12 protein-coding genes are annotated in these 13573 nt (G+C 67.5%); 4 read left to right on the top strand and 8 right to left on the bottom strand.

The window, feature by feature from the left end; genetic code table 11:
- The 6 genes from AC32QD_RS10675 to ubiG form a co-directional block, all read right to left on the bottom strand.
- Positions 1–793 (bottom strand): hopanoid biosynthesis associated radical SAM protein HpnJ (locus AC32QD_RS10675; protein ID WP_492010483.1); only part of this gene is annotated, 793 nt, incomplete at its 3' end.
- Positions 790–1971: a bacteriohopanetetrol glucosamine biosynthesis glycosyltransferase HpnI gene (gene hpnI, locus AC32QD_RS10670; RefSeq protein WP_492010482.1), complete on the bottom strand. Its 1182-nt coding sequence runs from the start codon at positions 1969–1971 to the stop codon at positions 790–792. The genes AC32QD_RS10675 and hpnI, both read right to left, overlap by 4 nt.
- 219 nt (positions 1972–2190) lie before the next feature.
- Positions 2191–3489: an ATP-grasp domain-containing protein gene (locus AC32QD_RS10665; RefSeq protein ID WP_492010481.1), complete on the bottom strand. Its 1299-nt coding sequence runs from the start codon at positions 3487–3489 to the stop codon at positions 2191–2193.
- Between the two features lie 118 nt (positions 3490–3607).
- Positions 3608–6223, bottom strand: a complete 2616-nt coding sequence (gene cphA / locus AC32QD_RS10660; protein ID WP_492010484.1) for a cyanophycin synthetase — start codon at positions 6221–6223, stop codon at positions 3608–3610.
- A complete protein-coding gene (locus tag AC32QD_RS10655; protein WP_492010480.1) occupies positions 6204–7079 on the bottom strand; it encodes a cyanophycinase in 876 nt (291 codons plus the stop codon). Before AC32QD_RS10655 ends, cphA begins: the two co-directional genes overlap by 20 nt.
- 665 nt (positions 7080–7744) lie before the next feature.
- The gene (gene ubiG, locus AC32QD_RS10650; RefSeq protein ID WP_492010479.1) at positions 7745–8488 is read right to left on the bottom strand and encodes a bifunctional 2-polyprenyl-6-hydroxyphenol methylase/3-demethylubiquinol 3-O-methyltransferase UbiG; all 744 of its coding nucleotides are present in this window, start codon (positions 8486–8488) and stop codon (positions 7745–7747) included.
- 126 nt (positions 8489–8614) lie between these two features.
- Between ubiG and pip the strand changes: the two genes are divergently transcribed.
- Entirely contained in the window at positions 8615–9583 is a 969-nt protein-coding gene (gene pip / locus AC32QD_RS10645; protein ID WP_492010478.1) for a prolyl aminopeptidase, read from the top strand.
- A 70-nt stretch (positions 9584–9653) separates the two neighbouring features.
- On the opposite strand, the gene AC32QD_RS10640 is transcribed toward pip, so the two are convergent.
- Both AC32QD_RS10640 and AC32QD_RS10635 read right to left on the bottom strand, forming a co-directional pair.
- The gene (locus AC32QD_RS10640; protein WP_492010477.1) at positions 9654–9875 is read right to left on the bottom strand and encodes a hypothetical protein; all 222 of its coding nucleotides are present in this window, start codon (positions 9873–9875) and stop codon (positions 9654–9656) included.
- A 73-nt stretch (positions 9876–9948) separates the two neighbouring features.
- The gene (locus AC32QD_RS10635) at positions 9949–10149 is read right to left on the bottom strand and encodes a hypothetical protein (RefSeq protein ID WP_492010476.1); all 201 of its coding nucleotides are present in this window, start codon (positions 10147–10149) and stop codon (positions 9949–9951) included.
- Positions 10150–10297: 148 nt separating this feature from the next.
- On the opposite strand from AC32QD_RS10635, the gene AC32QD_RS10630 reads away from it, so the two are divergent.
- The 3 genes from AC32QD_RS10630 to AC32QD_RS10620 all read left to right on the top strand — a co-directional run bounded on the left by AC32QD_RS10630 (position 10298) and on the right by AC32QD_RS10620 (position 13383).
- Complete coding sequence (locus tag AC32QD_RS10630) at positions 10298–11209, top strand: LysR family transcriptional regulator (RefSeq protein WP_492010475.1); 912 nt, start codon at positions 10298–10300, stop codon at positions 11207–11209.
- On the top strand, positions 11206–11931 hold the full coding sequence (locus AC32QD_RS10625; protein WP_492010474.1) for an SDR family oxidoreductase: 726 nt from the start codon (positions 11206–11208) through the stop codon (positions 11929–11931). Before AC32QD_RS10630 ends, AC32QD_RS10625 begins: the two co-directional genes overlap by 4 nt.
- Before the next feature lie 174 nt (positions 11932–12105).
- Positions 12106–13383, top strand: coding sequence for a class I SAM-dependent methyltransferase (locus tag AC32QD_RS10620; protein ID WP_492010473.1), 1278 nt, complete (start codon positions 12106–12108; stop codon positions 13381–13383).
- Positions 13384–13573: the final 190 nt, after the last annotated feature.

Genomic DNA, 13573 nt, shown 5'->3' with positions numbered 1-13573 from the left:
GGGCCATCTCTACCGCACGCGCAGCGCCGCCAACGTGGTCGAGGAGATCGCGCTGGCCAAGGAGCTGTTCCCGCAGGTGCGCGAGTTCTTCTTCGACCACGTTGGCGGCGCTGCGCGTGCGGTAGAGATGGCCCCCGATGGTCTGCGGCCACAGGCAGAAGGTGCAGCGCGACTTGCAGCCGCGGCCCGTGTAGAGCGACATGTAGGGGTGCTTGAGATAGCCGATGAAATAGTCCTCAGGCACCAGATCGCGATGGTAGACCGGGGTGACGTAGGGCAGCTGGTCCATGTCGTGCAGGATTTCGCGCTCGGCGTTGTGCACCACCTCCCCGTCGCGCTTCCAGGTGATGCCGTGGACCTCCGCCAGGGGCCGGCCCTCGGCGATTTCCTTGATGGTGAAGTCGAACTCGTTGCCGGCGACGAAGTCGAGGGCGTCGGAGGCCGCGACCGAGACCTCTGGCGCCACGGCGACATGGGCGCCGACGAAGCCCAGCAGCAGTGCGGGATTGGCCGCCTTGAGCGCCTCGGCGACCTTCACATCCGACTGGAACGAGGGCGTCGAGGTGTGCAGCACGGCCAGCTCGTAGTCGCCGGCCATCGCCACCACGTCCTCGACCGAGAGGCCGCGCGCCGGCGCATCCACCAGGCGGCTGTCGGGCACCAGCGCGGCCGGCTGGGCGAGCCAAGTCGGATACCAGAACGAGCGGATCTCGCGCCGTGCCTGATAGCGCGCACCCGCCCCGCCATCGAAGCCATCGATGGAGGGTGGGTTGAGGAACAGGGTTCTCATCATGCCTCGTACCTTTTTACCGGTTTCATAAGTCCCTCCGCATCCACGGTGAATGTCCTGTCGCGCCACACGACCTTATTACTGACGAAACTGGCGCTCCAGACCAGAAATCCAAGGAGGTCGCGCAACGGCACCAACCAGGCGGCGCCGGCGCCGGGCCTCAGCCCCAGCGACCGGGCCGCGGCTGCGTGCAGCCACAGCCGCAGCGCCAGCACAAGGGCGACCAGCGCCACGCCCAGCGCGGTCCAGTCGAGCGTCGCCTGCAACAGCGCCGCGTCCAGGACCGCCACGGGCAGTCCATAGGTCAGGATCGAGAAGGCGTGGCCGAGTGGCGCCACGGCCCGGATCGTCCGCGCCCATCTCAGTTCGTGGCGGAACAGGGCGCCCAGGTTCTCTTCGCGCACCACGTTCTCGACCACATAGCCCGACAGCGCCACGCGGTAGCCCAGCGCGCTGACCCGCTTGCCCAGCACGTGGTCGTCGGCGAGGCAGTCGGCCAGCGCCGCGAAGCCGCCGATCCGCTCGAGCAGCTCGCGCCGCACCGCCATGGTTGCGCCGAGGGCAAACCGCATCGGGCCCAGTCGTGCGCTCACCAGCACCGAGGGCAGGAACTGCTCGTTGATGAACATGCTGGCAAGCCGCGAGGCGAGGCCCCCCGCGGGCCGGCCGGCATAGAGGCAGGTGACCATCCCCACCCCGGGGTCGGCAAAGGGCGCGATGACGCTGGCAAGATAGTGCGCGTCGACCCGCATGTCGCTGTCGGCGATCACCAGATAGGGATGCTGCGCCGCGCGGTCCATGTTCGTGAGGTTGCTGACCTTGAGATTGGAGCCGCTCACGCGTGGGTCGACGACGAGGGCTATGTCGGCGTCGGGAAGCTCCTCGATCAGCCGGCGGATGACGGGGACGGCGGGATCGCTCGCCGCGGCCACGCCGACGACGACCTGATAGTCAGGATAGTCCTGCAGGCAGAACGAGCGCAGGTTCTCCTCGAGATCGGCGTCGAGCCCGCAGACCGGCTTGAGGATCGTGACCGGCGGGCGAAAGGCGGCCGAGCCGGTGCGTTCGGCGCGAAAGGCGCGCACGCTGAAGATCGCCGCCAGGGTGTAGGCGGCGCACAGCGCAACCGGCAGCAACGCCAGGGCGAGCGGCGCGTAGGCAAGGTTCGACAGTGGGCCCAAGGGCAAATCTCCTCACCCGCCGAGCCGAGGGGGACCGCGTCACATGGGACCCCTGCCCGGCACCGCCTTTCGCGATGGCACCATGCGAAATAGCGGCGCGCCCGGGGCGTGCCACGTCTGCCGCATCTTGTCCATATGTGATCGGCCCCGGTGCGGCCCAGACACGGTGCCCGACGGGTCCTGTCCGGCGCTGCCGCTTCGAGGGCCGTGCGGCGAGCGCTACTCGTCGATTTCGGAAAACTCGAAATCCAGCTTCTTCATCACCCGCTCGTAGTTCCACAAGAGCGAGGACTGCTTGTTCGCGCCCATCCAGATATAGGCCACGGCGAAGCTGTAGGCGTCCTGTTCCGGCAGGTCCGACAGCCGCATGCCCTGCTTCACCTGCGGCGCGATCCGCGTGCCCGGCACCCTGCCGGCGGCGGCCTCGATCTCCTCGGCCGTCGGCACGGTGGCCACCGTCGCGTCGGTGAAGAACACCCGGTAGAAGAACTTGGCGGCCACGCCGAACTCGCCCTCGCGGTGCGGCATGTCCGGGCGCCGCCCCAGCCCGAGGTCCACCGTCACCTGCTGGTGGCTGATGCCGTCGACCTTCTCGAACAGGTCGCAATGCGACTGCGAGATGCGCGTGTTGATCTCCAGCAGCCAGATCTGGTCGTCCACCTCGTCATAGAAGAACTCGATGTTGAAGGCCGAGTTGTCGAAGCCGACATGGCTCATGATGCGCTTGGTCAGCTCGCGCATCTTCTCCTGCACCGGCTCGGGCAGCTTCGAGGGGTACATGTAGTAGAAGAAGCTCAGCACCTGCGGATAGCGGATCGAGTCGACGATGCCGTAGGGCACGACCTCGCCGTTGTAGACATAGCCCTCGACCGTGCACTGCCGGCCGCCGATGATCTGCTCGGCCATGCAGCAGCGCCCGCTGATGGCGCGGATCTCGTCGGGCAGGTCGGCCTGCTCGAGCACGTGGTCAAAAGGCTCGGCGATGGTCTCGATCTCGGCGCGGAACTTCTCGATCGCGAAGTCGAAGTCCTCGGGCTTGTCGATGCGGAAGCCGAGCCGCGAGCCCGACGACTTGATCGGCTTGACGAAAAAGGGGAAGCGCAGATCGGACTCGCCGATCCGCCTGAGCGCGTTGTCATCGAAGGGATCGAACCAGGTGAACTTCGGCACGTGCTCGGGGATCGCCTCGCGCTGGACCGAGCGGCTCCAGTACTTGTGCTCGCACTTGAGCAAGCTCTCGAGCGATGTCGAGCGGGTGCCGAACTTCTTGCACAGGATCGGCAGCATGGTCGAGACGGGGAAGTCCATGTAGCCGACGATGGCATCGACCGAGCCGTCGAAGCGCTTGAGGGCCTGCTCGGACTCGGCCAGCATCGCGGGGATGTCGAACTCCTCGGTCTCGTAGACCGCGGCCGGGTCGATGACGCCATGGAAATCGATCTCGCCGGCGCCGCGCAGGGTCTTCAGCCGCTGGCGGTTGGTCTCGTTCAGCCCCACCACGAACACGTTCTTGTTCATTGCTTTTGCCCTTGTATCGTTTCCGTTTAAACGTGGCTTGCGCCAGCAGGTTCCGCACCTCCCCCCTTCACGCACAGGGCCGGAACGCGCCGGCCCGCATTCGCTTGGGCGGCACCTCTCAGCCCCCCTCTGGCGCCGGCGTGCGGAAGCTGCGCCCCTTCAGCCGCTGGATGACGCCGTCGATGTCGTCGACCAGCAGGACCAGCAGATCGCCCTCGGAGGCCGCGTCCATGGCGCGCTCGACCGCTTCCTCCTCGGCGGGCATCGCCTCGATGCGGCAGCCGTCGCCCACCGATTCCGCGCCCCGGCGCAGAAGCTCGACCGCCTCGCCCGGATGGCGCCCGCGCGGGTCGGTCTCGTACAGGATCAGATCGTCGTGCATCCTGGCGAGCTGCGCGCCCAGCGCCACCAGGTCCTCGTCGCGCCGGTTGCCCGGCGCGCTGGCGGCGGCGATGCGGCGCTTGGCGGTGAGGTTGCCGACCAGGTGCTCGAGCGCCTCGAGCGCCGGCACATTGTGGCCATAGTCGATCAGGCAGCGCACGCCGTCGGCCTGGATCAGGTTGGTCCGGCCCGGCAGCTGGCCCGGCGTCGGGTGGAAGGTCTGCAACCCCATGCGGATGTCGCCCAGCGTCAGCCCCAGCGCATAGCCGGCCGCTGCCGCCGCCATGGCATTCTGCACGTTGAAGGGCGCATAGCCCTCGAAGGCGATCGGCACGTCGTTGACCTCGATCACCTCGGCCTCGACCTGGCCCTGGCGCATGACAATGCGCCCGTCGTTGACGGTGAAGACGGTGCCGTGCGCCTCGGCGTGGCGCCGCATGGCCGCGTTCTGAGGGTCCATGGTGAAGTAGATGATCCTGCCCCGCGACCAGTAGGTGCCCTGGTCCATCACCAGCGGGTCGTCGGCGTTCAGCACGCAGTGACCCTCGGGCTTCACGGCGTCGACCACCACGGTCTTGCAGCGCGCCAGCTCCTCCAGCGTGTTGATGTCGCGCTCGCCCAGGTGGTCGCTGGCGATGTTGAGCAGTACGCCCACGTCGCAGGCGTCGAAGCCTAGGCCTCGGCGCATGATGCCGCCGCGCGCCACCTCCAGCACGGCATGGTCCACGGTCGGCTCCTTCAGCACGGTCTGGGCGGCCAGCGGGCCCGAATAGTCGCCGCGCATGATAACGTGGTTGTCGATCTCGATCGCTCCGGTGCAGGCCAGCCCCGGCCGCCGCCCGGCCTGGCGCAGCAGGTGCGCGATCAGCCGCGTCGTCGTGGTCTTGCCGTTGGTCCCGGTGATGGCGACGATCGGGATGCGCCCGTCGTCCTCGGTGTCGGGGAACAGCATGTCCACGACATGCCCGCCCACGTCCCGGCCCGGCCCGTGCGTGGGCGAGATGTGCATGCGAAAGCCCGGACCCGCATTGACCTCGACCACGCCGGCGGACTGCTGGTCCAGCGGGCGCGTCAGCGTCTCGGCCAACAGGTCGATGCCGATGATGTCGAGCCCGATGATGCGCCCGATCCGCTCGGCGGCGTAGCGCACCTCGGGGTGCACGTCGTCGGTCAGGTCGGTCGCGGTGCCGCCGGTCGAGATGTTCGCGGTCGATTTCAGCCAGACGATCTCGCCTCCGGGGATCACGCTGTCGAACGTCAGCCCGGCCTGCGCCACCAGCCGCTCGGTCTGCTGGTCGACCACGATCTGGGTCAGCAGGTTCTCGTGCCCCACCCCGCGCCTGGGGTCCTCGTTCTCGCGGTCGATCAGCTGTTGAAGCGTCGCGCGGCCGTCTCCGGTCACATGTGCCGGGCGCCGCCGTGCCGCGGCCACCAGCTTGCCATCGATCACCAGAAGCCGGTGGTCCTCGCCCCTGACATACTGCTCCACCACCACCGTCTCGTGGCGCGCATAGGCGGCATCGTAGCCCTCGCGCAGTTCTTCCTCGTTGGTGATGTTGGTGCTGACGCCGCGGCCGTGGTTGCCGACCAGGGGCTTGGTCGCCAGCGGATAGCCGATCGCCGCGGCGGCCTCGAGCATCTCCTCCCAGGAATAGCAGATGCGGCCCTGCGGCACGGGAATGCCGGCCTCGCCAAGCACCTGCTTGGTCCAGTCCTTGTCGTCGGCGATGGCGTGGCCGATGATGCCGGTGTTCTGGGTAACCGTGGCCTGGAAGCGCTTCTGCTTCACTCCATGGCCGAGCTGGATGTAGCTCGTGCCCTCGCTCAGCCGGTAATACGGGATCCCGCGCTTGACCGCCGCTTGCACGATCGAGCCGGTCGAGGGCCCCAGCATGTTCGCGTCGCGCACTTCCTTGAGCCGCGCGATGGCGGCGTCGAGGTCCGCCTCCTCACCTTTGAACAGCCGCTCGACCAGGTCCACCGCCTCGCGCCCGGCGGCCAGGCCGCAGGCCTCGTCGCGGTAGCGAAAGCAGACCACGTAGACGCCGCGCTCGTCGGTGTCGATGGTCTTGCCGTAGCCGACCGAGAAGCCGATCAGGTTCTGCAGCTCGATGGCGACGTGCTCGACCACGTGGCCCGCATAGGTGCCCGATTCGACGCGCTGCAGGAAGCCCCCGGGCTCGCCTACCGAGCAGCGGTGCTCGTAGAGGCTGGGGATCAGCTCGCGCAACCGCTCGGCCAGTCCCGGCACCTTGTCGCTCGGCCGCTCCTCGAGCTCGCCGATATCCAGCTTCATGTAAATTGTCAGGTAACGGCTATAGTAATTCGGCCCCCTAAGAGCGCGTGCCTCCACGATCCGCAAGTTCTTCTCCCGAGATTATTTTCTTCAGCTCCTCAGGATGAAGAAAACGGTGCTCCTCGACGTGGTATCCATAACCGTTTATCAGCGCATGCATTACCACGTGCTCAACCGCAACCGGTTCACCATCGCTGATTTCTGCAACATTAGAACTCCGCAGTCCAGAGGAGTCAACCACGATGACATGACCGCTGCCGATGGCCTCTAGGATCCGGCCGTCATGGGCGATCACACCGGCGTCCTCGCCCAGTCCGATGCCGATATATTCCGGGTTCGTCGCCCCGACTTCCATCAGCCGGCTGAAGCGCCCGCGCTCCAGGAAGTGGCTGTCGATCACCACCCCTTCGATGAAGGCGAGCCCGCTGCTCATGTTCACCGAGCCCTTGCGCAGCGCGTCCGAGGCCGCGCCGTTGTAGATCATCGTGGCCGACATCGCCGCCGCGCCGGCGCTGGTGCCGGCCACCACGGCTCCCTCGGCATAGCGCTGGCGGATCGCCTGCAGCAGGGGCGAGCCGCCCAGCGTGTTGGTCAGACGCAACTGGTCGCCGCCGCTGATGAAGATGGTGCCGCAGCGCCCGACCGTGGCCACGTTCTCCTCGGTGCCAGCCTGCTCGCGGTTGCGCACGTTGAGATGGTGCACCTCGCTCGCCCCCAGCCGCCGGAAGGCGTCGTGATAGGCGGGGAACACTTCGTCGGGGATGCCGCTCGCGGTTGTGAGAACCCCGACCACGTGCCGGTCCCCGGGCGCGAGCGAGAACACGCGCCGCAGGATCTGCAGGTCCGAGGTCTTGTCCTCGGCGCCGCCGATGGCGACCAGGAAGCTCTGCGCTTCGGGGGAGTGAACCTTCATTTTTTGTCCGCCGTCGCGACTGCGACGCCTCTCGTGCACAAATGCGCCAGTCGGTGATCCCTGCCCCGAGATATCCACGGGGCCCCTTTGCCCAAGGCTGCGCGAGGTGAAGGCCACCTCTCGCGCCGCATGTCAAGCCGGCGCGCGCACCGGCGCGCATCGTGGAAAAACCGGGCGGGTCCCGGCCCGCCGTCACGCATGGTTCTCACGCCGCTTGCCCACCATGCCCCTTGGCGATCCTGCCGGCCGGACGCCCGTGCTCGCCGGGGCTCTCCACCACATCGTGTTCACCCTACTACTATTGCGGTGGATGGGGAACACCTACCACATGATGTTGTTCGAAAGGCTGCGGATGGGCTCGGGCGACCTTCGGCTACACGCCGGCCGTGCCCGTTTTGCCCCTCGAATGCCGGGACATATGGCCGGGCGCGAGGACGACCGGCTCGTGTCCTGGCGCCGCGCCGGCGCCTTTCGATGCGTGGGCCACAAGCCGGATCGCATTTGGGCGGCAGCGGCCCAACCACAACGCAGTGTTAACCATGAATGCGGTCCAAAGTAGGATCTCAATGAAATCAACAGGTTAGAAGGTGTCCACATGTGGACACCCGCGGCGGCAGCTCCCGCAGGCGGATTTTGGCCTGCTCGATCGCAGGTGCCGGGCGCCGTCAGTCCCGCCTCACGGCGGTCGTGACGTAGTTCACGGCAAGGTCGCGGGCCGAGACTCGCCACGCCCAGGAGAGCGGGTCGAACACGAAACCCTTCGCGTCCACCGGATCGAGCCCCGCGCCCTCCAGCATCGCCCCGAGCTCCGCCGGCGTGATGAACCGCCCCCAGTCATGCGTGCCCCGCGGCAGCCAGCGCAGCACCTGCTCGGCCCCGACGATGGCCAGCAGATAGCTCTTGGCCGTGCGGTTGATGGTCGAGGTGATCATCACGCCGCCCGGCCTGAGCAGCCCGGCGCAGGCGGCGATGTAGGCCGCCGGATCGGGCACGTGCTCGACCACCTCCAGGTTCAGCACCGCGTCGAAGGTCTCGCCGGCCGCGGCCAGCGCCTCCGCCGTGGTGGCGCGGTAGTCGATGGCCAGCCCCATGCGCTCGGCATGCAGGCGGGCGACGGCGACGTTCCTCTCGGCGGCGTCGGCGCCCACGACCTCGGCGCCAAGCCGGGCCATCGGCTCGGTCATGAGCCCGCCGCCGCAACCGATGTCGAGCAGTCGCAGCCCCGCGAAGGGCTGGGGATGCGCCGGGTCGCGCCCGTGCTCGGCGGCGATCTGGTCCACCGCATAGCCCAGCCGGCAGGGGTTCATCATGTGCAGCGGGCGGAACTTGCCCCGCGTGTCCCACCATTCGTCGGCCATCGCCTCGAACTTGGCGATCTCGGCCGCATCGACGCCTGTGTCCGTCGGCATGCCTGCCCCTTCGCACCGGCCGCGCTTGAATGCGCGCCCATCCGTGACATAGTGCAGGGCAGTGCCCCGCGCCAAGCAAGCGCTGCCCGAGGGCAGCGCGACCCGCGCGACAGGAGATCCGTGCCCGTGCTGCAAGGCCCCGACCTGAGAACCGCACCAAGGCTCTATCCCGCGATCGAGCCCTACGAGCGATTCCACCTGCCGGTCGGCGATGGCCACGAACTCTATGTCGAGCTTTGCGGCAACCCCTCGGGCCGGCCGGCGCTCGTGCTGCACGGCGGGCCCGGGGCGGGGATCAGCCCGTTCATGCGCCGCTTCTTCGACCCGAAGCGCTATCAGATCGTGCTGTTCGACCAGCGCGGCACCGGCCGCTCGCGCCCGCATGGCGGGCTCGAGGCCAACACCACCTGGCATCTGGTCGACGACATCGAACGGCTGCGCCGCCATCTGGGCGTTGCCCGATGGATGTTGTTCGGGGGCTCCTGGGGCTCGACGCTGGGGCTGCTCTACGCCCAGCGCCACCCGCGCGCGGTTACAGCCCTGGTGCTGCGCGGCATCTTCACCATGACCGGCGCCGAGCTGGACTGGTTCTACGGCGGCGGTGCGGCCCGCTTTTTCCCCGACGAGTGGGCCGAGTTCATTGCCCCCATCCCGCCCGAGCAGCGCGGCGACCTGATCGGCGCCTATTACCGCCGCCTGAGCCAGGGGGATCTCGCCGAACAGCTTCGCCTCGCCCGCCCCTGGGTGCGCTGGGAGACGGCGACGGCCGCGCTCCGCCCCTCCCGCGCCGGATTCATCGAGGCCGACTACGCCCGCGCCTTCGCCCGCATCGAGAGCCACTACTTCGCCCATGGCGGCTGGCTCGAGCAGGACGGACAGGTCCTGCGCGACATGCACCGCATAGCCGGCATTCCAGGTGTGATCGTTCAGGGCCGCTACGACATGATCTGCCCGCCCGAGACCGCTTACCACGTCGCCAAGGCATGGCCGGCGGCCTCCCTGCGGCTCATCGACGACGGCGGACACGCACTCTCCGAGCCCGGGATCGCCGGCGAACTCGTTCGTGCCACTGACCGGCTGGCCGGCCTGGGCTGAGCGCGCGGCAGCCGACCCCCTCGCCGGCCCTGAGGCGGCGCCGATCAGCCCCGCGGCTTACCGCCCGGATTCAGTGCACCGCGTATGTTGCCCGCAGCCGGGCCGAATCGCGATAGGCAAAGTCGAGCGCGCTGTCTGGCATTGTCGCATCCAGTACTCGGGTCAGCTCACCGCGCCTGAGGCCGATATCGGCGAACGTTCGCTCGTCCTGATCCCGCAGGGCGCGCAAGCCGGCACGCCCGCGATGCGCCTCGAGCCAGCGAAGCGCGCCTTTCCACAGTGCCATTAGCATCGGTCGTCTCCATTTCTTCGCGTCTATTGTTGAGCCCAACGGCGTCCTCGCAGCCGGCGACACAGCGCCGAATTTAGCAAAGACCGTCGAGCGCGATCGAGCGCACCCACAGGCGCCAAGGCCCTTCCAGCCCCGGCTCTCCGACGGGACGACGCAGCGCCCGCTGCGTGACACCCCTGTCGAGCCCGGTGTCAGCAAGGAGCAGGTCGGCCCTGTTCGAACGCGGCCCGGCCTCGAAGCGGCTGCGTGCCTCGTCCGCTCGGAATCGTGACATTTCCGTTTGCATGCTGTGCATCGCCCGAATCCTTTCACGCCGGAGGCGCGTTGCCTCCCAGCCTGTCTGTGCGAAGGATGGTCCCTTTTTAGCGTTCATTAAATCGAAAATCATTGACATCACGCTTTAGATAATCTGAACATCAATCATGGCTGAAAAATCCCATATCCCGTCCGCTGCCGCGACACTCGGCATTGACGTGCTGAAGATGCTGGTCGCAATCGCCGAAACTGGCTCGTTGACGGCTGCCGCGGGGCGCGTTTCGCGCTCCCCGGGCGCCATCTCCATGCAAATCAAGAAGCTCGAGGACACTCTCGGCCGTGACCTGTTCCAGCGCTCGCGGCAGGGGATGGAGCTCACCACTGACGGCGAACGCCTGATTGCCTATGCTCGACGCATTTTGGACATCCACGGCGAGGCGCTGGACGCCTTCCGTGCGCCTCAGCTGACCGGTGAGGTGCGCCTCGGTACGGTCGAATTCGGAGGCATGCGACGGCTGTCGCCGGTACTTGCCGCCTTCGCCCGCTCCTATCCGCGCGTGGCCGTCGACGTGGTCATGGGTCCGAGCGCCGAGCTTGCGCCGAAGCTCGAGCAAGGCCGGCTCGACCTGGCCGTGCTTGCGCCCGGCTACAATGTGCCCTGGCGCAGCACGGACCATATCCTGGTTCAGGAGCCGCTTCTTTGGGTTGGCCGCGAGGGCGGGCGGGCGGCGCGCACGCGACCGCTGCCGCTGGCGCTTTCGGCCATCGGCTGCGGTTGGCGCCGCGCCGCGCTTGAGGCGCTCGATCTGGCCCGCATACCCTACCGCGTGGTCTACACATCGGAATTCTACGAAGCGCACAAGGCCGCCGTTCATGCCGACCTCGCCATCGCGCTTCTCCCGCGCAGCCGCCTCGAGCCGGGGCTTGCGCCGGTGCGCGCTGCCGAGGGGCTTCCCGACGTCGGCACCTGCCGGATCGCGCTGCGGCTCAGCTCCGATCCCTCGCCGGCAACGCCGGCCTTGGCCGAGCGAATCGCCGAAAGCTACGATTCGCAATTGTCGCTTCGGGCCGCGTCGTGATTCTCGCCGACCACGTGGTGCTGGTCACCGGAGCCGCCGGCACGCTGGGCTGCGCCATCACGGCCGCGATCGGTTCGGCCGGAGGTACGGTCGTCGCGACCGACCTGTGCGCTGGCGAGGGTATCGATTTCGCCCATGACGTGACCTCCGAGGAGGACTGGTCCCGCGCCGTCGCTGAATTGGAAATCCGCCACGGCCGCATCGACGGCCTCGTAAACAACGCAGGCGTCGTCCAGCTTGGCAGCATCGAGGACACCAGCCTTGCGGACTGGCGCCGCGTTATGGCCGTCAATGCCGATGGCACCTTCCTCGGCTGCCGCGCCGCCTGGCCCCTGTTGAAGCGCAGCCTGGCACCTGCCATCGTCAATCTTTCCTCCGTTTCCGGGCTCGTCGGCGGCGCCAATCTTGCCGCCTACAACGCGTCGAAGGGCGCCGTGCGGCTTCTCACCAAGTCCGTGGCGCTGCACGGCGCCCGCCTCCAGCCGCCGATTCGCTGCAACTCGGTCCATCCCGCCTTCGTCGCGGGCGCCATGGTGGAGGAGATAGCGCGTCAGGGACACGATCCCGCACGCAGCCGGGCGAAGATGGCCGAGGCGATTCCGCTCCGGCGCCTGGCAAGGCCCGAGGAGGTGGCCGCAGCCGTGGTCCACCTGCTCTCGCCGGCCTCTGCCTTTACCACTGGCGCCGAACTCGTGATCGACGGCGGCCTGACCGCGGCTTGAGGTCCGACGGCCGGATGTTCACAGGCGGGGGCCTATGGCTCGAAGATCTGTGCGTGCCGGGCGGTATGATTCGCGCCGCGAGTTGCGCCATGCAGCCTTTTTTGCTTGATTCGCGTTGGTTCCTTGGCGCCATGCGTGGCGCACCCTGATTGTTTGTCTCTGCGAGGAAGGCACATGCGCATTTTGCCCTGGTATCTACGCCGTCTGGTGCGTGTGGGTGAGCTGACCCTAATAGGCCCCGACGGCCGGTCCGAAACCTTCGGCGGTGAAGAGCCTGGCCCTGAAGTCACGATTCGCATCACCGACCCGGCCTTCGACCGCAAGTTCCTGCGTGGACCCGACCTGTCCTTCCCGGAAGCCTACATGGAGGGTCGGCTGAATTTCGAGCGGGGCGGGCTGCGCGAGCTGGTCGCTCTCTACAATGTCAATGTGGAGCGCAATGGCACTTTGCCGATCGAGCGGGCTTTCCAGCAAATCGACCACGTCACGCGCCGGTTCATTGCGCGCAACAACCCCTTCCGTGCCCAGCGCAATGCCGCGCATCACTATGACATCGGCAACGACCTCTACCGCCTCTTTCTCGACAGCGACATGCAGTACTCGTGCGGCTACTTCGCGACCGGCGAGGAGACCATCGACCAGGCGCAGCAGGCCAAGAAGCGCCACATTGCCGCGAAGCTCCGGCTGAGGCCGGGCCAGCGCGTGCTCGACATCGGTTGTGGCTGGGGTGGCATGGCGATCTACATGGCGCAGATGGCGGACGTCGAGGTGCTCGGCGTGACGCTAGCCGAACGCCAGCTTGAGGTGGCGCGTGAGCGCGCCCGGCTGGCCGGACTCGAGAATCGCGTCAAGTTCGAGCTGCAGGACTATCGTGACGTCAAGGGCCGGTTCGACCGGATCGTATCGGTCGGAATGATGGAGCATGTCGGCGCCCCGGATATCCCGACCTATTTCAATTCGGTGCGGGACCGGCTTGCACCGGCTGGCGTCGCGCTGATCCACTCCATCATGGCGATGAAATCCTGGAGCTACACGGACCTCTTCGTGCAGAAGTACATCTTCCCCGGCGGCTACGTGCCGACGCCATCGGAGACCATGTCCGCGGTTGAGCGCTCCCGGCTGTGGCTGCTCGACTTCGAGGTCTGGCGCAAGCACTACGCCTCGACGCTGGGCCGCTGGTACGACCGTTTCATGGCCAACCGCGAGGCGGCGAAGGAGATGTATGACGAGCGCTTCTGCCGAATGTGGGAGGTCTATCTGCTCGGCTTCGAGGCCTCGTTCCTCTCCGGTCGGCTGGCCGTGATGCAGCTCCAGCTCGGCCTCGAGCGCGACGTCGTGCCTTTGACCCGCGACTATATCGCGGAGGAAACCGAGCGGCTGCGCGCCCGCGAGCGGGCGGGCGTCTCGCCTCGGCAGAAAACCCGCGACGCGGCACGCCAGGCAGCGAGGTAGGGGGCGAGACCGGCCTCGCTGAGGAGGGGGTTGCCAGCCTTTCAAGTCAGGCTTATATGGGCGTCAACATCGCGGCGGCCTCGCCGGAGCGGCGAGACCCCCACCGGGTTTCTCAGGCGGGCCGCTGGGCCCGCTTTTGATTCGCGCCGGAGGAGCGCCGCGCCAACTATGCCCGATCTGGTCGCCAAGG

This window comes from Thermohalobaculum sp. (genome assembly GCF_058622915.1).
This window is presented reverse-complemented; position numbering and strand designations above follow the sequence as displayed.

Coding starts and splice junctions, on each gene's coding strand:
- AC32QD_RS10665 (WP_492010481.1), bottom strand. CDS start 3,489: ATGAACAAGAACGTGTTCGTGGTGGGGCTGAACGAGACCAACCGCCAG.
- AC32QD_RS10655 (WP_492010480.1), bottom strand. CDS start 7,079: ATGAAGGTTCACTCCCCCGAAGCGCAGAGCTTCCTGGTCGCCATCGGC.
- ubiG (WP_492010479.1), bottom strand. CDS start 8,488: ATGCCGACGGACACAGGCGTCGATGCGGCCGAGATCGCCAAGTTCGAG.
- AC32QD_RS10640 (WP_492010477.1), bottom strand. CDS start 9,875: ATGCTAATGGCACTGTGGAAAGGCGCGCTTCGCTGGCTCGAGGCGCAT.
- AC32QD_RS10635 (WP_492010476.1), bottom strand. CDS start 10,149: ATGTCACGATTCCGAGCGGACGAGGCACGCAGCCGCTTCGAGGCCGGG.
- AC32QD_RS10630 (WP_492010475.1), top strand. CDS start 10,298: ATGGCTGAAAAATCCCATATCCCGTCCGCTGCCGCGACACTCGGCATT.
- AC32QD_RS10620 (WP_492010473.1), top strand. CDS start 12,106: ATGCGCATTTTGCCCTGGTATCTACGCCGTCTGGTGCGTGTGGGTGAG.